The sequence below is a fragment of the Halopseudomonas xiamenensis genome (genome assembly GCF_014219065.1).
GTDB lineage: Bacteria > Pseudomonadota > Gammaproteobacteria > Pseudomonadales > Pseudomonadaceae > Halopseudomonas > Halopseudomonas xiamenensis.
This window is the reverse complement of record NZ_JACLGO010000018.1, coordinates 1-20,800: the sequence shown is the minus strand read 5'-3', so window position 1 is coordinate 20,800 and position 20,800 is coordinate 1. Positions and strand designations below refer to the sequence as shown.

19 protein-coding genes are annotated in these 20,800 nt (G+C 61.8%); 4 read left to right on the top strand and 15 right to left on the bottom strand.

Going from position 1 to position 20,800, the window contains the following annotated elements:
* Positions 1-69: 69 nt before the first annotated feature.
* From H6X51_RS12685 to H6X51_RS12645, 9 genes are all read right to left on the bottom strand, one after another.
* A complete protein-coding gene (locus H6X51_RS12685; RefSeq protein ID WP_185267857.1) occupies positions 70-1,101 on the bottom strand; it encodes a GGDEF domain-containing protein in 1,032 nt (343 codons plus the stop codon).
* Between the two features lie 88 nt (positions 1,102-1,189).
* Complete coding sequence (locus H6X51_RS12680) at positions 1,190-1,609, bottom strand: SufE family protein (protein ID WP_185267856.1); 420 nt, start codon at positions 1,607-1,609, stop codon at positions 1,190-1,192.
* A gap of 9 nt (positions 1,610-1,618) precedes the next feature.
* Positions 1,619-2,140 carry a putative Fe-S cluster assembly protein SufT gene (gene sufT, locus H6X51_RS12675; RefSeq protein WP_185267855.1) on the bottom strand — a complete coding sequence of 174 codons (522 nt, stop codon included), beginning with the start codon at positions 2,138-2,140 and terminating at the stop codon, positions 1,619-1,621.
* A 13-nt stretch (positions 2,141-2,153) separates the two neighbouring features.
* Positions 2,154-2,510 carry a HesB/IscA family protein gene (locus H6X51_RS12670; RefSeq protein ID WP_185267854.1) on the bottom strand — a complete coding sequence of 119 codons (357 nt, stop codon included), beginning with the start codon at positions 2,508-2,510 and terminating at the stop codon, positions 2,154-2,156.
* 3 nt (positions 2,511-2,513) lie between these two features.
* On the bottom strand, positions 2,514-3,767 hold the full coding sequence (locus H6X51_RS12665) for an aminotransferase class V-fold PLP-dependent enzyme (protein WP_185267853.1): 1,254 nt from the start codon (positions 3,765-3,767) through the stop codon (positions 2,514-2,516).
* Positions 3,760-5,067 (bottom strand): Fe-S cluster assembly protein SufD, encoded by a 1,308-nt coding sequence (gene sufD, locus H6X51_RS12660; RefSeq protein WP_185267852.1) that lies wholly within the window; start codon positions 5,065-5,067, stop codon positions 3,760-3,762. Before sufD ends, H6X51_RS12665 begins: the two co-directional genes overlap by 8 nt.
* 3 nt (positions 5,068-5,070) lie before the next feature.
* The gene (gene sufC / locus H6X51_RS12655; protein WP_185267851.1) at positions 5,071-5,820 is read right to left on the bottom strand and encodes a Fe-S cluster assembly ATPase SufC; all 750 of its coding nucleotides are present in this window, start codon (positions 5,818-5,820) and stop codon (positions 5,071-5,073) included.
* Positions 5,821-5,873: 53 nt separating this feature from the next.
* Positions 5,874-7,310, bottom strand: a complete 1,437-nt coding sequence (gene sufB / locus H6X51_RS12650; RefSeq protein WP_185267850.1) for a Fe-S cluster assembly protein SufB — start codon at positions 7,308-7,310, stop codon at positions 5,874-5,876.
* Positions 7,311-7,417: 107 nt separating this feature from the next.
* Positions 7,418-7,897 carry a Fe-S cluster assembly transcription factor gene (locus H6X51_RS12645; RefSeq protein WP_185267849.1) on the bottom strand — a complete coding sequence of 160 codons (480 nt, stop codon included), beginning with the start codon at positions 7,895-7,897 and terminating at the stop codon, positions 7,418-7,420.
* A gap of 242 nt (positions 7,898-8,139) precedes the next feature.
* Between H6X51_RS12645 and H6X51_RS12640 the strand changes: the two genes are divergently transcribed.
* Positions 8,140-9,573, top strand: coding sequence for an aldehyde dehydrogenase family protein (locus H6X51_RS12640; RefSeq protein WP_185267848.1), 1,434 nt, complete (start codon positions 8,140-8,142; stop codon positions 9,571-9,573).
* A 144-nt stretch (positions 9,574-9,717) separates the two neighbouring features.
* Positions 9,718-11,763, top strand: coding sequence for an AsmA family protein (locus H6X51_RS12635; protein ID WP_185267847.1), 2,046 nt, complete (start codon positions 9,718-9,720; stop codon positions 11,761-11,763).
* Positions 11,764-11,822: 59 nt separating this feature from the next.
* Here H6X51_RS12635 and H6X51_RS12630 read toward each other — a convergent pair whose 3' ends face one another.
* The 6 genes from H6X51_RS12630 to H6X51_RS12605 form a co-directional block, all read right to left on the bottom strand.
* Positions 11,823-13,238, bottom strand: a complete 1,416-nt coding sequence (locus H6X51_RS12630) for an NAD(P)(+) transhydrogenase (Re/Si-specific) subunit beta (RefSeq protein WP_185267846.1) — start codon at positions 13,236-13,238, stop codon at positions 11,823-11,825.
* Positions 13,239-13,244: 6 nt separating this feature from the next.
* The gene (locus H6X51_RS12625; protein WP_036990338.1) at positions 13,245-13,568 is read right to left on the bottom strand and encodes an NAD(P) transhydrogenase subunit alpha; all 324 of its coding nucleotides are present in this window, start codon (positions 13,566-13,568) and stop codon (positions 13,245-13,247) included.
* A 2-nt stretch (positions 13,569-13,570) separates the two neighbouring features.
* Positions 13,571-14,698 (bottom strand): NAD(P) transhydrogenase subunit alpha, encoded by a 1,128-nt coding sequence (locus tag H6X51_RS12620; RefSeq protein ID WP_185267845.1) that lies wholly within the window; start codon positions 14,696-14,698, stop codon positions 13,571-13,573.
* A 205-nt stretch (positions 14,699-14,903) separates the two neighbouring features.
* Positions 14,904-15,812 carry an AEC family transporter gene (locus H6X51_RS12615; RefSeq protein ID WP_185267844.1) on the bottom strand — a complete coding sequence of 303 codons (909 nt, stop codon included), beginning with the start codon at positions 15,810-15,812 and terminating at the stop codon, positions 14,904-14,906.
* Between the two features lie 170 nt (positions 15,813-15,982).
* Positions 15,983-17,368 carry a cysteine--tRNA ligase gene (gene cysS / locus H6X51_RS12610; RefSeq protein WP_185267843.1) on the bottom strand — a complete coding sequence of 462 codons (1,386 nt, stop codon included), beginning with the start codon at positions 17,366-17,368 and terminating at the stop codon, positions 15,983-15,985.
* 3 nt (positions 17,369-17,371) lie between these two features.
* Positions 17,372-19,039 carry a glutamine--tRNA ligase/YqeY domain fusion protein gene (locus H6X51_RS12605; protein ID WP_185267842.1) on the bottom strand — a complete coding sequence of 556 codons (1,668 nt, stop codon included), beginning with the start codon at positions 19,037-19,039 and terminating at the stop codon, positions 17,372-17,374.
* A 193-nt stretch (positions 19,040-19,232) separates the two neighbouring features.
* Between H6X51_RS12605 and H6X51_RS12600 the strand changes: the two genes are divergently transcribed.
* Complete coding sequence (locus H6X51_RS12600; RefSeq protein WP_185267841.1) at positions 19,233-19,727, top strand: peptidylprolyl isomerase; 495 nt, start codon at positions 19,233-19,235, stop codon at positions 19,725-19,727.
* Between the two features lie 9 nt (positions 19,728-19,736).
* Positions 19,737-20,462: a UDP-2,3-diacylglucosamine diphosphatase gene (gene lpxH / locus H6X51_RS12595; RefSeq protein ID WP_185267840.1), complete on the top strand. Its 726-nt coding sequence runs from the start codon at positions 19,737-19,739 to the stop codon at positions 20,460-20,462.
* Positions 20,463-20,800: the final 338 nt, after the last annotated feature.

Below are 20,800 nucleotides of genomic sequence, written 5' to 3'. Positions count from 1 at the left end.
AGCTCCCTGAGGTGACGGCAAAATGATACCACAGGGAGCGGTATTTATTGACGCCTGTGCACAAAACCGTCAGGGAATCGTCTGTTCTGCCAGAAACTGTTCACTGGAATGGATGACGCTACGATTGCGCCCCTGGTTTTTTGCCTGATACAGGCAGATATCCGCCTTGTGCAGCCAGCGGATACTGTCGTCCCCGCTTTCCAGCAGCGCGCCGCCGATGGAGACGGTCACCGGCCCGCCGGTGCTGCGCAAATGGGCGGCAACCGTCTTGACGATATTACACGCCGCGGCTTCCAGTCCCGCCCGGTCGATATTGGGTAGCAGGAGGACGAACTCTTCTCCGCCCAGGCGGAACAGGCGATCCGTGCGGCGACTGGTATTGCGCGTGAGCAAGGCGAACTCGACCAGCACCCGGTCACCTTCAGCATGCCCGTCCCGGTCGTTGATCCGTTTGAAGTGATCCAGATCCAGCAGCAACAGGCCGCAGGCGGTGCCGTGGCGTTTGTAGTTGGCCAGGGCAATGTCCATTTCGCTGGTCAGCGTCCGGCGGTTGCCGACGCCGGTGAGTGGGTCCCTGCTGGCCAGGTCCTGCAGCAACCGCCGTTGTTGCGCCGTGCGCCAGGCGAACATGAAGGCGAACAGGGCTGATACCGCGTAGGTGGTGGCGAAGATGATCATTTGCTGCAGATCGGTGAATACCTCACCCGGGTTCAGGCTGGCATAGCCGCAAAGGGTTGCCAGGGAGGCGAAGATGACCAGTGTGCTGCGCACTGGCGAAGTCACGAAATAGCTGAACAGGATGACGCAGTAGAACCAGAACAGGCCACTGCCCGGCAGGCGAATGGCAATGACCACTGCCGCCATGCCGTAGAGTACCGCCAGAATCTGGCCAGCCTGCTGCGAACGGCCGTAACGCCAGGAAATGAACAAGGCGAAGGAGGTTATCGCCAGCAGCAGCGAGTCCACCGCCACAACCAACCAGTCCCGCTGCAGCAGCCGATAGAATGCGAAGGGCGTAATACTTATCAGGCCAAGCATACCGGCGGTGGAAATGATCGCCAGGTGGGCGTCATTTCGCAACCGGGTCCAGATCTCGCGCATGAATACCGTCCCTTTTGTTTTTCGGCGGCTAAACTACCGCGAATCCCGGACGGAGAACAATGGCAACGGGCTATCGTTCGTCTGAAACTTACCTGGCTTCGGCGGTATCCTTGATACGTTTGACCATAGCACGCAGGCCATTGCCCCGCGTTACGCTCAAGTGCTTCAGCAGATTCAACCGCGAGAAATAATCCTCGATATCGAAGGCCAGGATCGCTTCGGGCGACTTGCCGTTATAGGCGGCCAGCACCACCGCCAGCAGCCCCTTGACGATGAAGGCGTCGCTGTCGGCATCGAAGTACAGCTTGCCGCCCTCTTCGCGGCTGGTCAGCCAGACCTGGCTCTGGCAGCCGCGGACGAAGTTCTGCTCGGTACGATGCTGCTCGTCCATGGGTGGCAGTTCACGACCCAGGTCGATGATGTACTTGTAGCGATCTTCCCAGCTGTCGAAGAACGACAGGCTCTCGAGAATATCGTCAGTGGTGATATCGGTGCCGAATTGGCTCATGCAGAATTCCTAGAAAAACATGCCTGTTTCGAGTTGGGCTTCTTCGCTCATCATCTCCCGGCTCCACGGCGGATCGAATACCAGTTCCACGTGCACGCTACCGACGTTCGGCACCAGGCGCACCCGGTACTCGACGTCACCGACCAGCACCGGACCCATGCCGCAGCCGGGGGCGGTCAGCGTCATGCTGATATCCACATGCTTGCGCTGCTGGTCGATGGCGACTGAGTAGATCAGCCCGAGATTGACCAGGTCGACCGGGATCTCCGGGTCGTAGACGGTCTTGAGCGCGGTCCAGACGTCCTCCTCCCGGATCAGCTCGTCTACCGGCTCGGGGAACGACAGCAGCTCCGGCTCGAGGCCCAGTTTCTCCGCGTCGGTACCGTCGACCCGCACCATCTGGCCGTTGTAGGTGACGGTGTAGTTGCCACCCAGCGCCTGGGTGATGGTGACGAAGGTGTCTTGCGGAATCGTCAGCGGCGTACCATCGGGAACCCGTCGCGCCGGGCAATCGGCCCGGGCGACAACCATGCGTCTTTCCATTTCAACTCACACTGAAGCTTTCGCCGCAACCGCACTGGTCTTTGACGTTGGGGTTAATGAAGCGGATCTGCCGATTGATGCCTTCGGTGACCATGTCGATTTCGGTGCCGGAGATCACATCCAGGCTGTCGCGGTCGACCAGCAGCTGGACCTGGTCATCCAGTTGGTAGCGCAGGTCCGTCTCGCTGCCCTGCTCCACCATGTCGATGACATACATGAAACCGGTACAGCCACTCTTCTTGACGCTGACCCGCACCGACTTGCCCGGCTGCTTGGTCAGCTGCCGGCGGAAGTGCTCCAGCGCCGCGGGGGTGACCGACACCACCTGGCTGGACGGATCAAATGCTTCAACAGTCATTTTCTACTCCTCGACAAGAAACTGTTTTGCCTTGGCCAGGGCTTCGAACAGCCGATCGATATCGGCCCTGGTATTGTAGAAACAGAAACTGGCGCGCACGGTACCGGGAATACCCAACTGATCCATGATCGGCTGGGCACAGTGGTTGCCGGTGCGCACCGCGACGCCCTGCTGGTCCAGCAGCATGCCCACATCATGCGGGTGGGTGTCATCCATCAGGAAGCTCAGCACTCCGGCACGCTGGGCGGCGGTGCCAACCAGGGTGATACCGGGCATGGCGCGCGCCTTGGCTTCGGCGTACTCCAGCAGGTCCTGCTCGTGACGCTCGGCGCCCGCGCGATCGATGCCCTGCAGGTAGTCCACCGCCGCACCCAGGGCAATCACCCCGGCGATATCCGGCGTGCCCGCCTCGAACTTGTAGGGCAGCTGGTTGTAGGTGGTACCGGCGAAGCTGACCGTCTCGATCATCTCGCCACCGCCCTGGTACGGCGACATGGCTTCGAGCAGCTCGGCCTTGCCATAGAGCACGCCGACACCGGTCGGGCCGAACATCTTGTGTGCCGAGAACACATAGAAGTCACAATCCAGCGCCTGCACATCGACGCGCAGATGGCTCATGGCCTGGGCGCCGTCGATCAGGCACAGGGCGCCGACCGAGTGGGCCATGCGAATAATCTGCTGCACCGGGTTGACGCTGCCCAGGGCATTGGACACATGCCCGCAGGCGACCATGCGCACCCGTTCATCGAGCATGCCCTGCAGGGCGTCCAGGTCCAGGGTGCCATCGTTGCCCACCGGGATCGGCTCGACACTGGCGCCCATCTGCTCGGCGATCATCTGCCAGGGCACGATGTTGGAGTGGTGCTCCATGGCCGAGACCAGGATGCGATCGCCTGCCTTGAGCTGGCTGCGCCCCCAACTGGCAGCAACCAGGTTGATGCCCTCGGAGGTGCCGCGGGTCCAGATCACCTGCCGCGCTTCGGCGGCGTTGATCAGGCCGGCCACCTTGATGCGCGCGTTCTCGAACTTTTCGGTAGCCCGCTCGGCCAGCGCATGGGCACCGCGGTGCACGTTGCTGTTGTCCTGGCGGTAGTAATCGACGATCGCCTGGATCACCGCCTCGGGCTTCTGCGTGGTGGCCGCGTTGTCCAGGTAGACCAGCGGCTTGCCATGCACCTGCTGGTGCAGGATCGGAAAATCCCTGCGCACCTGCTCGGCATCGAAGGCGGTACGGGTATCGAGGGCCAGGTCAGTCATAGCTCATCTGCCCCAGCTCACCGCCCTGCTGACCGAACAGCGCGGTCAGACGCGGACGCAGGTAATCCTGGATTGCCTGCTCCGGCACCTGGTTGAGCAACTCGTTGATGAAGCCGAAGCTGAGCATGCGCACCGCTTCGGCGCGGGTCACCCCACGGCTCTGCAGGTAGAACACCGAGGTCTCGTCCAGCTGGGCGATGGTCGCACCATGGGCACAACGCACGTCGTCAGCGTAGATTTCCAGCTCCGGCTTGGTGTTGATCTCCGCCGTGGGCGACGTCAGCAGGTTGCGGTTGCTGAGTTCGGCCAGGGTCTTCTGCGCATGCGGGTGAATATGGATGCGCCCGTTGAACACCGCCTTGGCCGAGTCGCCGATGATGCCGCGGAATACCTCATCGGTAGTGCAATGCGGCACGCGGTGCTCGACGTTGGTGTGGTAGTCGATCAGTTGCTTGTTGCGCGGCAGGTACACTCCGTTGAGCCCCAGGTGCGCGCCTTCGCCACGGTGATTGACGTGGTAGTCGATGCGCTTGAGCCGGCTGCCCTGGGCCAGGGTGAAACCGAGGAAGCGCGCGTCGCGGTGCAGGTCCACGTGCACGCCGCCGACATGCAGCAGGTCTTCCTGCTCCAGGTTGATGCGGTAGTGCTGGATCTGCGCGTTATTGCCGACGATCACCTCGGTATGGCTGTTGACGAACAGGTTCTGCTGCTCGCTGCCGGATACGTAGTGTTCGATCAGCTCGGCCTGGCTGTTGTCCTCCAGCACCACCAGCACGCGCTGGTTGCTCGCCGCAGGCTGCGCCTCGGGGGTGGCCACGTTGAGGATATACACCGGCTTGTCCAGCACCTGGCCGCGCGGCACGTGCAGCAGGATACCGTCCGCTGTCCAGGCGTCGCTCAAGGCGCCGAACAGGTGCCGCGAGGTATCGATGACCGTGCCCAGGTGTCGGGCGATCAGCTCGCGCTGGCCGGCATCGGCCTCGGCGAAGCGCACTACCCCGGCCGGCAACTCGCTGGAGTGTTCCGGGCAGAAGTGCCCGTTGACGAATACCAGGCGGGTGGCGTCCAGCTCGATGGGGTCGATGGCCTGCTGCCAGGCGCAGCTGTCGGTGCTCGGCCAGCGGGCCGGGTTGTCGTTCTGCAGCGCGAGCAGCGGTGTGTATTTCCACTGCTCGGTCTTGCGGGTGGGCCAGGCGGCGGCCGACCAGACGTCAGCGCCCCGCGCCCGCAGCTCAGCCAGCCACTCGGGGCTGCGCTGTTCCGCGGCCAGCGTCAGGGCCTGTTGTTGAAAGTCACTCATGCCTCAGCCTTCTCCGTTTTCCAGCCAGCCGTAGCCCTTGGCTTCCAGTTCCAGCGCCAGGTCCTTGTTGCCGGACTTGACGATGCGACCACCGGCCAGGACGTGAACGTAATCCGGGACGATATAGTCCAGCAGGCGCTGGTAGTGGGTCACCACGATGAAGCTGCGTTTGCCGTCACGCATGGAGTTCACGCCGTCGGCCACCACCTGCAGGGCGTCGATGTCCAGACCGGAGTCGGTTTCATCGAGGATGCACAGGTCAGGCTCCAGCAGCATCATCTGCATGATTTCGTTGCGCTTCTTCTCGCCACCGGAAAAGCCTTCGTTGACCCCACGCTTGAGGAAGCTGGCGTCCAGGTCGACGCGCTTGCTGGTCTCCCGGGCCAGTTTCATGAACTCGACCGCGGACAGTTCCGGCAGGCCGGCATGCTTGCGCTTGGCGTCCACCGACACCTTGAGGAACTCCATGTTGCTGACGCCGGGGATTTCCACCGGATACTGGAAGGCCAGGAAGATACCCTCGCGGGCACGCTCTTCGGTATCCAGTTCCAGCAGGTCCTGGCCCTTGAACACCACGCTGCCAGCGGTCGCCTCGTAGCCGGGACGGCCGGCCAGCACGTTGCCGAGGGTGCTCTTGCCCGAACCGTTGGGCCCCATGATCGCGTGGACTTCACCGGGATTGATCTCGATATCCAGCCCCTTGAGGATATCCTTTTCTTCAACTTTAGCGTGCAAACCTTTGATCGATAACATGTTTTATGCCTGATAACCTGTATTGAATTCGTCTCGTCAGCCTGTGGCGGGGATTAGCCCACCGAACCTTCCAGGCTGACTTCCAGCAGCTTGCCCGCTTCCACGGCAAACTCCATCGGCAGTTCCTTGAACACCTCGCGGCAGAAGCCGTTGACGATCATGGATACCGCTTTCTCGGCATCCAGACCGCGCTGCTGGCAGAGGAACAGTTGGTCGTCGCTGACCTTGGAGGTGGTCGCTTCGTGCTCGATCACCGCACTCGGGTTCTTGCTCTCGATGTACGGAAAGGTATGCGCGCCGCAACGGTCACCGATCAGCAGCGAATCGCACTGGGTATAGTTGCGCGCGCCCTCGGCACCCGGGTTGATGCGCACCAGGCCACGGTAGGAGCTGTTGCTGCGGCCGGCGGAAATACCCTTGGCGACGATGGTCGAGCGGGTGTTCTTGCCCAGGTGGATCATCTTGGTGCCGGTATCGGCCTGCTGGAAATTGTTGGTCAGCGCCACTGAGTAGAACTCGCCGACGCTGTTGTCCCCTTTCAGGATGCAGCTGGGGTACTTCCAGGTCACCGCCGAGCCGGTTTCCACCTGGGTCCAGGAAATCTTCGCGTTGGTATGCGCGACACCACGCTTGGTCACGAAGTTGTAGATCCCGCCCTTGCCCTCGGCATCGCCGGGGTACCAGTTCTGCACCGTGGAGTATTTGATCTGCGCGTTGTCCAGCGCGATCAGCTCTACCACCGCAGCGTGCAATTGGTTCTCGTCACGCTGGGGAGCGGTACAGCCTTCCAGGTAGCTGACATGCGAACCCTCGTCGGCAATGATCAGGGTACGCTCGAACTGCCCGGTGTTCATCTCGTTGATGCGGAAGTAGGTGGACAGCTCCATCGGGCAGCGCACGCCCTTGGGAATGTAGACGAAGGAGCCGTCGGAGAACACCGCCGAGTTCAGTGCGGCGTAATAGTTGTCCTTCTGCGGTACTACTGTGCCCAGGTACTTTTTCACCAGTTCCGGGAAACGCCGCACCGCTTCGCTGATCGGGCAGAAGATCACACCGGCCTCTTCCAGCTTGGCGCGGAAGGTGGTAACCACCGATACCGAGTCGAATACCGCGTCCACCGCGACCCCGGCGAGCATTTCCTGTTCGTGCAGCGGGATACCCAGCTTCTCGTAGGTCGCCAGCAACTCCGGGTCCACCTCGTCCAGGCTCTGTGGCCGGTCGGCCATGCTCTTGGGCGCTGAATAGTAGGAAATAGCCTGGAAATCGATTTCCGGGTACTGCACCTCGGCCCAGGTCGGCTCCTTCATTTCGAGCCAGGCGCGGTAGGCCTTCAGACGCCATTCGAGCATCCATTCCGGCTCTTCCTTCTTCGCCGAGATGAAGCGCACGACGTCCTCGTTCAGGCCGGGCGGCAGGGTGTCGGATTCGATGGCGGTATGGAAACCGGCGGCGTAATCCTTCTTGATAAGGTTCTCGACTTCTTGAGTCACGGTATCACCTCAGTCCTGCAGCCAGGATCATCACCGTGGCTGCACTGTATGTCAGGCTGCAATACCTCTTCGGGTATTACTCTAAATTCGCGTGGCCCGCGGCCACGTCAGATGATGCGTTCCAGGTTGACCGCTTCCCGGCCGGAACAGGCGCCCCGATCCTGGCGAGCACGTACATGCTGAATATCTTCGCGGGAAACCAGGTCGGCGAGGGTTATGTCACCGAGGAAGTCACGCAGGCGAGCACTCAGGTCCGTCCATAGATAATGCGTCAGGCAGACATCCCCATGCTGGCAGTCGCCCTTGCCCAGGCAACGGGTCGCATCCATGGAGTCGTTCACCGCCTCGACGATCTGCGCCACATTGATGGCTGCCGGACCACCGGCAAGGCGATAACCGCCACCCGGGCCACGCACACTCTCAACCAGTTTGCTGCGGCGCAGCTTGGCAAACAGTTGCTCCAGATAGGACACAGATACGCCCTGGCGCATGGATATATCCGCCAGCGTAATGGGTCCCTGCTCCTCATGGAGGGCCAGGTCCAGCATTGCTGTAACCGCGTAACGGCCTTTGGTGGTCAGACGCATAACGATACCCGAGTCAGGTTTTCTCAGGACCAGACTATGCAATATCCAACCATTTTAGTCAACTATTAAAGGCCCTATCCGGGCCGCCAGGGGGCATAGTATAAAGTTATTACCGGGGCGCTTGAAGTGAAAGCGTGACCATGTTCTGCTTGGTGGGTTTCACGCAAAACAGCTGATACAGGATGGATTTACGTGTATCTTTCCTTCACTTTCAGTTTATGTCCCATCAGGAGTCATGACCAATGAGCCACGAAAAACAATTCTATATCAACGGCCAGTGGGTAGAGCCCAAGGGTGATCGCACGGTCGATGTGATCAATCCCGCCACCGAAGAGGTGGTGGCAACCATCGCCCTGGGTAACAAGGAAGACGTCAATATCGCCGTGGCTGCAGCGCGCAAGGCTTTCGAGAGCTACTCGCAGACCAGTCGCGAAGAGCGTATCGCCCTGCTGGAGCGCGTGCTCGAGATCTTCCAGCGCCGCAGCGACGAGTTCGCCAAGGCCATTTCCCTGGAAATGGGCGCACCGGCCAAACTGTCCAAATACGCTCAGGCCCCATCCGGTACCGGTCATTTCGCCGCCGCGCTGAAAGCCCTGAAGGAATTCGAATTCGAGGAGCGTATCGGCAACACCCTGGTGGTCAAGGAGCCGATCGGTGTGTGCGGCCTGATCACCCCGTGGAACTGGCCGATCAACCAGTTGGCCTGCAAGATCGCCCCGGCCCTGGCCACCGGCTGCACCATGGTGCTCAAACCCTCCGAAGTGGCCCCCCTGTCCGCCCTGCTGCTGGCCGAGGTGCTGGACGAAGCCGGGGTGCCGGCCGGCGTATTCAACCTGGTCAATGGCGACGGGCCGACCGTTGGCTCGGCCATGTCCGGCCACCCTGATATCGACATGATGTCCTTCACCGGTTCCACTGGTGCCGGTCGCCAGGTCATGAAGAACGGCGCCGAAACCATCAAGCGGGTAGCTCTGGAGCTGGGCGGCAAGTCCGCCAACATCCTGCTGGATGACGTTGATTTCGAGAAAACCATCACCCATGGCGTGATGTCCTGCATGAACAACAGCGGCCAGTCCTGCAATGCCCCGACCCGCATGCTGGTACCCAACAGCCGCATGGATGAAGCTGCAGCTATCGCGAAGGCCGTAGCGGCCAAGGTCAAGGCAGGTGCTCCGGATGGTGCGGACACGGTCATCGGGCCGGTGGTCTCCAAGGCTCAGTGGAGCAAGATCCAGGACCTGATCGCCAAAGGTATCGACGAAGGCGCCAAACTGGTAGTCGGGGGTACTGGTCGTCCCGAGGGACTGGACAAGGGCTATTATGTGCAGCCGACCGTCTTCAGTCACGTGACCACCGAGATGACCATCGCCCGCGAGGAAATCTTCGGGCCGGTGCTGTCGATCATCGGTTACGAGAACGAAGAGGATGCCATCCGCATCGCCAATGACACCCGATATGGCCTTTCCGGCTATGTTTCCTCGGGTGATCTGGATCGGGCACGCAAGGTCGCGCGTCAGATCCGCACCGGGATGGTTCACCTCAATGGCGCCCCGCTGGACAACAACGCTCCCTTCGGCGGCTACAAGGAGTCCGGCAATGGCCGCGAGTGGGGACACTATGGCTTCGAGGACTTCCTCGAAGTGAAATCCATCTTCGGCTATTACGCAGCCAACTGATCGACAGCAGCCGGTGCAGCACGGACTGCACCGGCCACCTGCCTCCTCTCCGGAGACATCTCTCTCCGGCCCATCATTTGTAGTCTTTGCTAGTCTGAACCTGAGGCATCGTTATCGGATGCATGATGAAGGGGCGGACTGGGTATGACGCGTGTTCGTAGTGTTTTCATCTGGCTGTTGAGCGCCCTGGCGTTGCTGGTGGCGGCGCTGGCGTTGTTCCTGCTGCTGTTCGACTGGAACCTGCTCAAGCCGACGATCAACGAGCGGGTGTCCGCGGCACTGGACCGGCCTTTCGCCATCGAAGGCGACCTGGCGGTGTCCTGGCGGCGTGAGCCAGAAACGAACGGCTGGCGGTCCTGGGTGCCCTGGCCGCACATCGCCGCCGAGCAGATGATGCTGGGCAATCCGCAATGGGCCGAAGGCGACACCTTCGTCAGTCTGCAGCGAGTGGAGTTGCGTCTGGCACCCCTGCCGCTGCTGCGCAAGACCGTGAGCATTCCGCGCATCGATGTGCGCGGGCCGAATGCCGATCTGCAGCGGTTGGCTGATGGGCGCGACAACTGGACCTTCGACCTGGGTAGCCAGGATGACGAACCAGAGCAGCCCGCGCCCTGGACACTGGATATCGGCACCATCGGCTTCGATCAGGGGCAGATAAAGGTCGATGACGCCATCAGCAATCTGCAGCTGGAATTGCAGGTCGAGCCCCTTGGCGAACCTATTGCCTTCAGTGACCTCCTCGGTCAACCAGAGCCAGAGCAGTCATCCGTGGTCGTACCCCAGGATTATGCCTTCGCCTGGCGCGCCGAGGGCCGCTACCAGGGGCAGCCGGTGCAGGGCGAAGGCAGGATCGGCGGTCTGCTGGCGCTGCAGGATGCCACGCTGCCGTTTCCCATTCAGGCAGATATCCGCGCCGGCTCCACCCGTATCCGCCTGGTTGGTACCCTGACCGATCCGCAGAACCTCGGCGCGTTGGATCTGAACCTGCAGCTGTCTGGTAGCAGCCTGGGCAACCTGTACCCGTTGACCGGGGTGACCCTGCCCGACAGTCCACCCTACTCCACCGAGGGTCGGCTGAGCGCGCAACTGCAGGCCGCCGAAGGCGCCACCTACCGCTATCAGGACTTCAGTGGGCACATCGGTGACAGTGATATCCACGGCGATCTGACTTACGTCGCCGGTCAGCCCCGCCCCAAGCTGTCCGGCAGCGTGGTGTCCAGACAACTGCTGTTCAGCGACCTGGCGCCTTTGATCGGTGCCGATTCCAACGCCGAGAAAGAGGCCCGTGGCAGCGATACCCGGCAGCCGGCGGACAAGGTGCTGCCGGTCGAGGAGTTCCGTACCGAGCGCTGGCAGACGATGGATGCCGATGTGCGCGTACAGGGTCAACGCATCGTGCACAGCGAGCAGTTGCCGATCACCGACCTGGACACCCATGTGCTGCTGGACGATGGCCGGCTGCGCCTGGCGCCACTGAAGTTCGGCATGGCCGGTGGCGTGCTGCAGGCCGATATCGAGCTCAATGGTGCCAGCACCCCACTGCAAGGGCAGGCGAAGCTGAGTGCACGGCATTTCAAGCTCAAGCAACTGGTGCCCGGCTTCGAGCCGATGCAGACCAGCCTTGGCGAACTCAATGGCGACGCCGATCTGCGCGGGCGCGGCAACTCGGTGGCAGCGCTGCTGGGCAGCGCCGATGGCACAGTGCGGCTGGTGATCAATGACGGCACTGTGAGCCGCGGCCTGATGGAAATCGCGGGGCTGAATGTCGGCAACTATGTGATCTCCAGGCTGTTCGGGGACGAGGAGGTGCAGATCAATTGCGCGGTGGCCGACCTCGCACTCAAGCAAGGGCTGATGAGCACGCCGATATTTCTGATCGATACCGAGAACGCGCTGATTCACGTCGACGGCACGGTGAACTTTGCCAGCGAGGAGCTGGATCTGGACATATCCCCGGACTCCAAGGGCCTGCGCATCTTCTCCCTGCGCTCGCCTTTGTACGTGCGCGGCTCCTTCAGCGAACCGCGCCCCGGGGTACATGCCGGGCCGCTGGCGCTGCGCGGTACCGGCATGCTGGCACTGGGCGCGCTGACCCCGGCTGCCGCCCTGCTGGCACTGATCGCCCCGAGTGGCGAGCAGACCAGCCAGTGCCAGGAGTTGCTGGAAGGGATGCGTAGCGGCCAGCGCTGAGGCAAAACAAAAAAGGGGCTTCGCCAAAGGCGAAGCCCCTTTTTCTTTCAGCTACAGAATCAACCCAGCGATTTCACCGCTTCGATCATCTGTACCATGACCTTCTGCGCATCGCCGTAGACCATGGAGGTGTTCTCGGCGAAGAACAGTTCGTTCTCCACGCCGGAGTAGCCCTTGCCCTGGCCACGCTTGACCACGTAGGCTTGGCGCGCCATGTCCACGTTGAGGATCGGCATGCCGTAGATCGGGCTGGACTTGCGATGGCGAGCGGCCGGGTTGACCACGTCGTTGGCACCCAGAACGATGGCCACGTCGGCCTGCGGAAAGTCCTCGTTGATATCTTCCAGGTCGTGGATGATGTCATAGGGCACGCCTGCTTCGGCCAGCAGCACGTTCATGTGGCCCGGCATACGGCCGGCAACCGGGTGGATGGCGAAGGCCACGTCCACGCCCTGCTTCTGCAGCAGCTTCACGAACTCGTACAGCTTGTGCTGCGCCTGGGCCACCGCCAGACCGTAGCCCGGAACGATGATTACCTTGCTGGCGTAGTACATGGCGATGGCCGCATCGGACGCATCGGCCGACTTCATGCTGCCCTCGATCTCGCCACCGTCGTCATCGCTGCCACCAAACTGGCTGAAGATAACGTTGCTGACCGGGCGGTTCATCGCCTTGGCCATCATCAGCGTCAGCAGCGTACCTGCCGAGCCTACCACGGTACCGGCAATGATCATCGCCGGGTTCTGCAGCACGAAGCCTTCGAAGGCTACGGCCAGACCGGTGAAGGCGTTGTACAGCGAGATCACCACCGGCATGTCCGCGCCCCCGATGGGGGTGGTGAGCAGCACGCCCAGCACCAGTGCCAAGATGAAGAACAGCGCGATCATCGGGAACGAGATGACGCCATTGAGGCCAGTGACAACGATGTACGCACCCAGGGCCAGCGAGCCGAGGAAGAGTACCGCATTGATCAGCTGTTGAGCCGGCAGACGGATCACGCCGTTCATGCGGCCATCGAGCTTGGCCCAGGCGATCAGCGAGCCGGACAGTGCTACTGCACCGATCAGACCACCCAATACCGCCAGTATGGAAACTACTACACCGTGGGACTGGGCATTACCGGAGAACAGCTCGGTGGCGGCAATGGCGGCAGCAGCACCGCCACCCATGCCGTTGTACAGGGCAACCATCTGCGGCATGTCGGTCATGGCGACCTTCTTGCCGCTGTACCAGGCCCAACCCAGGCCCAGGCCCAGCGCGATCAGCACCAGCGCCACGTTCATGGTCAGGTGTTCCTGCGCCGCCTCGCGTACGTCAAAGCCGTAGAGGAAGGCAGCCAGTACCGCCAGCACCATGCCGATGCCGGCAATCAGGATGCCCGAGCGCGCGGTGACCGGGCTGGCCATGCGCTTGAGGCCGTAGATGAACAGCAATGCCGTGAGGAAATAGACGGCTTCGATTATAAATTGACTCATCTGTTGTTATTCCTTGTCCGCTGTACCTTGGCGCTTGTCGCTGGGCTTGAACATCTCCAGCATGCGCTCGGTTACCACATAACCGCCGGCGGCGTTGCCCGCGCCGAGCAGCACACCGAAGAAACCGATGACCTGCTCCAGCGTGGAACCGGCGTTCAGCAGCGCCCACATGGCGCCAACTACCACGATGCCGTGGACGAAGTTGGAGCCGGACATCAGCGGCGTGTGCAGAATGGCCGGTACCCGGCCGATGATTTCATAGCCGGTGAAGGCAGCCAGCATGAAGATATACAGGGCTACGAAGCCGGTAATGGTAGTTACTGGGTCCATGATCATTCCTCGGCGGATTCGACGGCCTGGCGAGCGGCCTCGTTGCGGATTTCACCGGCATGGGTCAGTACCGCGCCGGCCAGGATCTCGTCTTCCCAGTCGATGGCCAGTTCGCCATCCTTGACCATCAGGCCGACCAGGTTCTGCAGGTTGCGGGCGTACAGCTCGGAGGCGTGCTCGGCCAGGCGGCTGGGTACGTTGAGCGGGGCAACGATGGTGGCCGGGCCGACCTCGACGGTTTCGCCGGGCACGGTCAGCGGTGTATTGCCACCACCCTCGCCTGCCAGGTCGATGATCACCGAGCCGGGCTTCATGCCCATGATCTGGGCTTCGCTGATGATTTTCGGGCTGGGACGACCGGGGATCGCAGCAGTGGTGATCACCGCGTCGGCCTGCTGGATGTGGCGGGTGATGACCTGCTCCACCTGGGCCTTCTCCTCTTCGGTCAGCTCCCGGGCGTAACCACCCTCGCCGCTGGCGGAGACGCCGGTATCGACGAACTTGCCGCCGACCGACTCGACCTGTTCCTTCACCTCGGCACGCACGTCGTAGCCTTCGATCATGGCACCCAGGCGCTTGGCTGTGGCCAGTGCCTGCAGACCGGCAACGCCGGCGCCCATGACCAGCACCTTGGCCGGACGCAGGGAGCCAACCGCGGTGGTCATCATCGGCAGGATACGATTGAGGCTGGTGGCGGCCATCAGACCGGCGGCATAGCCGGTTAGAGCTGCCTGGGAAGACAGTGCATCCATGGCCTGGGCGCGGGTGATGCGTGGCACCAGTTCCATGGCGAAACAGGTGATCTGGCGATCACGCAGGGCCTTGACGATTTTCGGCTCGCGGTGGGCGTAGATGAAGCTGCACAATACGGTGCCGGGCGCCATCTGCTCGATGTCGGCCAGTTCCGGTGGCTGAACGCTGAACACCAGGTCGGTCTTGACCGGAGCGGAAGCGATCTTCACGCCTTCCTTTTCAAACGCGTTGTCGGGAATTCTTGCAGCCAGGCCTGCGCCGGATTGCAGAGAGCATTCGATGCCCATCTTCGCCAATTTGTTGGCAACGGAGGGGACTAGGGCTACGCGTTTCTCGTGTTCGCGTGTTTCCCCTGGAACAAACAGACTGACCGGCATGGGGTCTCCTTTCACCTATTGTTTGTTTTATGCAAAGTCAAAAACGCGGGCAAGCATACACCAAATGCAATTGAACTTTTGTAGTGCTTTCGAAACTTTTTTCGTACGGCTTTCGAATGTTTTACCCAAGCGATTCAAAAAACACAGGAAAATATCATACTTTTTTTGGAAATACAGTGGCTTGCTCTGCCAGGACGTTGTTTTGTCAGAAAGAAAGGAGTATCAGCCACACCGGCAGGGTGAGCGCTGCCGCGACCGTCGACAGGAAAATCACCGAACTGATGATGCGCACATCATCCTGGCCCATGGGAAACGCCAGCACATTCACCCCGGTGGGACAGGCGGCCATCAGCACCAGCACCATGCGCGCCTCGCCACTCAGCCCCGGCACCAGCAAGCCTGCCGCCAGTACCAGCAGCGGGAACAGCGCCAGCTTGGCCGCGGTGAGCAGGAACAGGGTGCCGCTCAGGTGCAGGCGGTAACCGGCCAGGCTGATGCCGAGCATCAGCAGTGCCATCGGCAGGGCCGCCGCCGCGAGCATCTCGACGATACGCCACAACGGCGCCGGAATCACCAAGCCCGAGAGATTCACCAGCGCGCCGAGGGCCAGGCCGATGATCAGCGGGTTGGCCAGGCTGGCCAGCAGGCCGCGCCAGTCGAAGCTGTCGTCGCGGTTGCCGCTGCAGAAAGCGTTGTACAGACTCTGCAGGGAGAACAGCAGCAGGCTGTGGAATGCCAGGATGGCGAACAGGTAGACCAGGCTGTCCACCCCCAGCACCACCGTTACCAGCGGAATGCCCACCAGGACATTGTTCGAATAGCTGGCCGTCAGCCCCATGGATGAGGGGCGTCCCAGTCGCCGGTGCATCAGCAGGTTGATGCCGACGAACACCAGCGCGGCGGGAATGTAATACAGCATCAGCAACAGCGGCGACAGCGCCTGCTGCAGATCAGCCCGGGCCAGCCCGGAAAACAACAGCACCGGCATGAACAGCTTGAAGGTGATGATTCCCAGGGTCTTGCCACCGTCGCTGGGGATGATCCGACGGGCGCCGAGAAACCAGCCGAGGAAGATCAGGCCGAATACGGGAACAAGGGCATTGACTACGATCACAGGAGTCTCCCGTTGAGCAGCTCAAGGCGGCAAATCCGACACTGTAGTGGGAGCGCCGCCTCGGCGCGAAGCGAGCCAGGTGCCGGGAAAGCGTTGCCATATAAAGGAAAAAAACAAACAGGGAAGAAAACCGCCGCCACGCCCGGTACAGTCATGGCGGCAGCCCGGGGTCAGTCCTTCAGGCTCCAGGTGGTAGTGCCCTTGCTGTCCTCGAGGACCACGCCCATCGCAGCCAGTTGATCGCGAATGCGGTCGGACTCGGCCCAGTTCTTCTCGGTGCGGGCCTGCAACCGTGCCTGGACCATAGCTTCGACCTGGGCGGTATCGACCTTGCCCGCCGCATCGGCCTGCAGAAAGCTGTCGGCATCCAGCTGCAACAGCCCGGTCACGCTGGCGAGCTGGCGCAGGCGCGCAGCCAGTGCCGCGGCCGCCGGCGCATCCGACTCCTTCAGCCGATTGACCTCCCGGGCCATGTCGAACAGCACGGCGCAGGCTTCAGGCGTATTGAAGTCATCGTCCATGGCGGCCGCGAAGCGCTCGGTAAATACTTCACCACCCGCTGCAACTGCATCCGGCAGGCCCTTGAGCGCACGATAGAAACGTTCCAGCGCACCACGGGCTTCCCTGAGGTTGTCTTCCGAATAGTTGATCGGGCTGCGGTAGTGGCTGGCGACCAGCAGGTAGCGCACCACTTCCGGATGATACTTTTCCAGCACGTCGCGGATGGTGAAGAAATTGCCCAGCGACTTGGACATCTTCTCGCCATCGACCCGCACCGCACCGGCATGCATCCAGCTCATGGCGTAGGGTTTGCCAGTGGCGGCCTCGCTCTGAGCGATTTCGTTCTCGTGATGCGGGAATACCAGGTCCGGACCGCCACCATGGATGTCGAAAGTATCGCCCAGGCAGCAGGTGGACATCACCGAACATTCGATATGCCAGCCGGGACGACCCTCCCCCCAGGGCGAGAGCCAGCTTGGCTCGCCGGGTTTGGCCGCCTTCCACAACACGAAGTCCAGCGGGTCCTCCTTGGCTTCGTCCACCTCGATACGCGCGCCGATCTTCAGGTCTTCGATGCGCTTGCGCGACAGCTTGCCGTAACCGGCGAACTTGCCGACCCGGTAGTACACGTCGCCATTGCCCGGCGCATAGGCGTAGCCCTTGTCGATCAGCGTCTGGATCATGTTGAACATGCCGTCGATATGCTCGCTGGCACGCGGCTCCTGGTCCGGACGCAATACCCCTAGCCTGCCCTCATCCTCGTGCATGGCGGCAATCATGCGCTCGGTCAGCTGCTGGAAGGTCTCGCCGTTCTCCGCCGCGCGGCGGATGATCTTGTCGTCGATATCGGTGATGTTGCGCACGTAGGTCAGGTCATAGCCGCGATGGCGCAGCCAACGGGACACCACATCGAAGGCCACCATCACCCGCGCATGGCCGATGTGGCAGTAGTCATAGACCGTCATGCCGCAGACGTACATGCGCACACTGTTACCCACCAGCGGCCGTAACGGCTCCTTGACCTTGCTCAGCGTGTTGTAGATATGCAATGCCATCGCTTACTGCCCCCAGGAATCACGCAAGGTCACGGTGCGGTTGAACACCAGGTTGCCCGGACGTGAATCCTTGCTGTCAGCACAGAAATAACCCTCGCGCTCGAACTGGAAACGCTCCTCCGGCGTCGCACTGGCCAGCGACGGCTCGGCGCGGCAGCCCTTGAGTACCACCAGCGAGTCGGGGTTGATGTTGTCCAGGAAGGTACCGCCGTCGCCAGCCTTGTCCGGGTTCTCCGCGGTGAACAGCCGGTCGTACAGGCGCACCTCGCACTCGACGCTTTCCGCGCCCGGCACCCAGTGGATCACACCCTTGACCTTGCGGCCCTCGGGATTCTTGCCCAGGGTGTCCGGATCGTAGCTGCACAGCAGTTCGACGATATTGCCCTCGGCATCGGTGATCGCCTCGTCGGCACGGATCACGTAGCTGCCGCGCAGGCGCACTTCACCACCGGGCACCAGACGCTTGTAGCCCTTGGGCGGATCGACCATGTAGTCGTCCTGGTCGATATACAGCTCGCGGCTGAACGGCAAGGTGCGCTCGCCCATATCCTGCTTGGGATGGCGCGGCAGTGTCAGGTTTTCCACCTGCCCTTCCGGGTAGTTGGTAATGGTCACCTTCAGCGGGCGCAGCACGCACATGGCGCGCGGCGCGTTGTTGTCCAGGTCGTCACGGATGCAGAATTCCAGCATGCCCATGTCCACCACCGCATCGGAGCGGGTGACGCCGATGCGCTCGCAGAATTCGCGGATTGCCGCCGGCGTGTAGCCGCGGCGACGGAAGGCGCTGAGGGTGGACATGCGCGGGTCGTCCCAGCCATCCACATGACCTTCGTCAACCAGCAGCTTGAGCTTGCGCTTGCTGGTCACCGTGTAGTTCAGGTTCAGCCGGGCGAACTCGTACTGGCGCGGCTTGGCCGGCACCGGCAGGTTGTCGAGGAACCATTCGTACAGCGGGCGGTGATCCTCGAATTCCAGGGTGCAGATCGAGTGGGTGATCAGTTCGATGGCATCCGACTGACCATGGGTGAAGTCGTAGCTCGGGTAGACGCACCACTTGTCGCCGGTCTGGTGGTGATGGGCGTGGCGGATCCGGTACAGGATCGGGTCACGCAGGTTCATGTTCGGCGCGGCCATATCGATCTTCGCCCGCAGCGCCCTGGCACCATCGGGGAACTCGCCGGCGGTCATGCGCGCGAACAGATCGAGGTTCTCCTCGACGCTGCGCTCACGGAACGGGCTGTTCTTGCCCGGCTCGGTCAGGTTGCCGCGGTATTCCCGCGCCTGCTCCGGCGACAGGTCGCAGACATAGGCCTTGCCCGCCTTGATCAGCTCGATGGCCCAGGCGTGCAACTGGTCGAAGTAGTCCGAGGCATAACGCACCTCGCCATCCCACTCGAAGCCCAGCCACTGCACATCCTGCTTGATGGCATCGATATATTCCTGTTCTTCCTTGGCCGGATTGGTGTCATCGAAGCGCAGATGACAGACACCACCGAACTCCCGGGCCAGACCGAAATTCAGGCAGATCGACTTGGCATGACCGATGTGCAGGTAACCGTTGGGTTCCGGCGGGAAGCGCGTCACTATGGACGCATGCTTGCCGCTTTGCAGGTCGGCCTGAACGATCTGGCGCAGAAAGTGGGCGGGTGGCGTGGTTTCCGGTTTGTTCATAGGTATTTCAGGACTCATCTTGGGCAATGCCGCCGGCATTACGCTATTGATCAGCGGATGGATCGCCGTGCTGCAAGACAGCCCCGAACCATCCGGCCAAAAGACGTCCATCATACCCTAAACTGACGGATGCCTGAATCCGCCTCAGCTGATAGCATTGCACCTTTACCCCAACAATCCGAGGATCAACCGCATGGTCAAGCTGCATACCAATTTTGGTGTCATCACCCTGGAACTGTTCGCCGACAAGGCGCCGGAAACGGTCGAGAACTTCAAGCAGTACGTGCGTGACGGTCACTACGACAACACCATCTTCCACCGCGTGATCAGCAACTTCATGATCCAGGGCGGCGGTTTCGAGCCGGGCATGCAACAGAAGGACACCCGTGCCCCGATCAAGAACGAAGCCAACAACGGCGTGGGCAACGAGGTGGGCACCATCGCCATGGCCCGCACCATGGACCCGCACTCGGCCAGCGCCCAGTTCTTCATCAACGTCGCCGACAACGGCTTCCTCAACCACACCGCGCCCACCACCCAGGGCTGGGGCTACGCGGTATTTGGCAAGGTTACCGAGGGCATGGACGTGGTCGAGAAGATCAAGGGCGTACGCACCACCAGCCGCGCCGGCCATCAGGACGTACCAGCGGACGACGTGATCATCGAACGCGCCGAACTGGTCGAGTAACCACCGCAGATGCGCTGTCTGTTCATCTCGGACCTGCATCTGGAAAAGGAACGCCCGGACATCACCCGGGCGTTTCTGCATTGCCTGCAGACCCGCGCGCAGGGTGCTGACGCGTTGTACATCCTGGGAGACTTCTTCGAAGTCTGGCTGGGAGACGACAACCCGGACCCACTGGCCGACCAGGTAAGCGACGCCCTGCGGCAACTGTCACAGACCGGCGTGGCCATCTACCTGATGCACGGCAACCGCGACTTTCTCATCGGCCGGGACTTCTGCCGCCGCTCCGGCTGCACCCTGCTGAAAGACCCTACCCTGCTCGAGCTCAACGGCGAGCGGGTGCTGTTGATGCACGGCGACAGCCTGTGTACCGACGACACCGACTACATGCGCATGCGCCGCTGGCTGCGCAACCCGCTGAGCCTGTTCATCCTGCGCAATCTGCCCTTGAAGACCCGCCACCGGATCGGGCGCAAACTGCGCAATGAAAGCCAGCAACGCACCCGTTACAAGGCGTTGGATATTACCGATGTCAACCATGGCGAGGTGCTGCGGGTGATGCGTGAACATCGAGTGACCACTCTGATCCACGGCCATACCCACCGGCCGGCGGTGCACCCGCTGGAGATCGATGGGCGGCCGGTGCAGCGGATTGTGCTGGGGGATTGGGACAGGGATGGTTGGGTGTTGGAGGTGGATGAGGATGGGTATCGGTTGGAGAGTTTTGGGTTGGGTTGAGGGCCGGCAGCCCCTCTCCCCAGCCCTCTCCCGCAAGGGGAGAGGGAGCCAGGCTGTGCAAACGGCAAATTTTGTGCCCCCCCCTGATCAGTTGTTGCTCGCTGGAAACATCAGAAATACTCAAAACAGCCAGCGAGCACAGACATGCTCCCTCTCCCCTTGCGGGAGAGGGCTGGGGAGAGGGGAAACCCAACACACACCCCAAAAAGACAAAACCCCCGACTCTCACAAGCCAGGGGTTCCGTTTTTCCAGCCTGAAGCTTACAGCTTGCCAGCCAGCTCCGGCACCGCCTCGAACAGGTCGGCTACCAGGCCATAATCAGCCACCTGGAAGATCG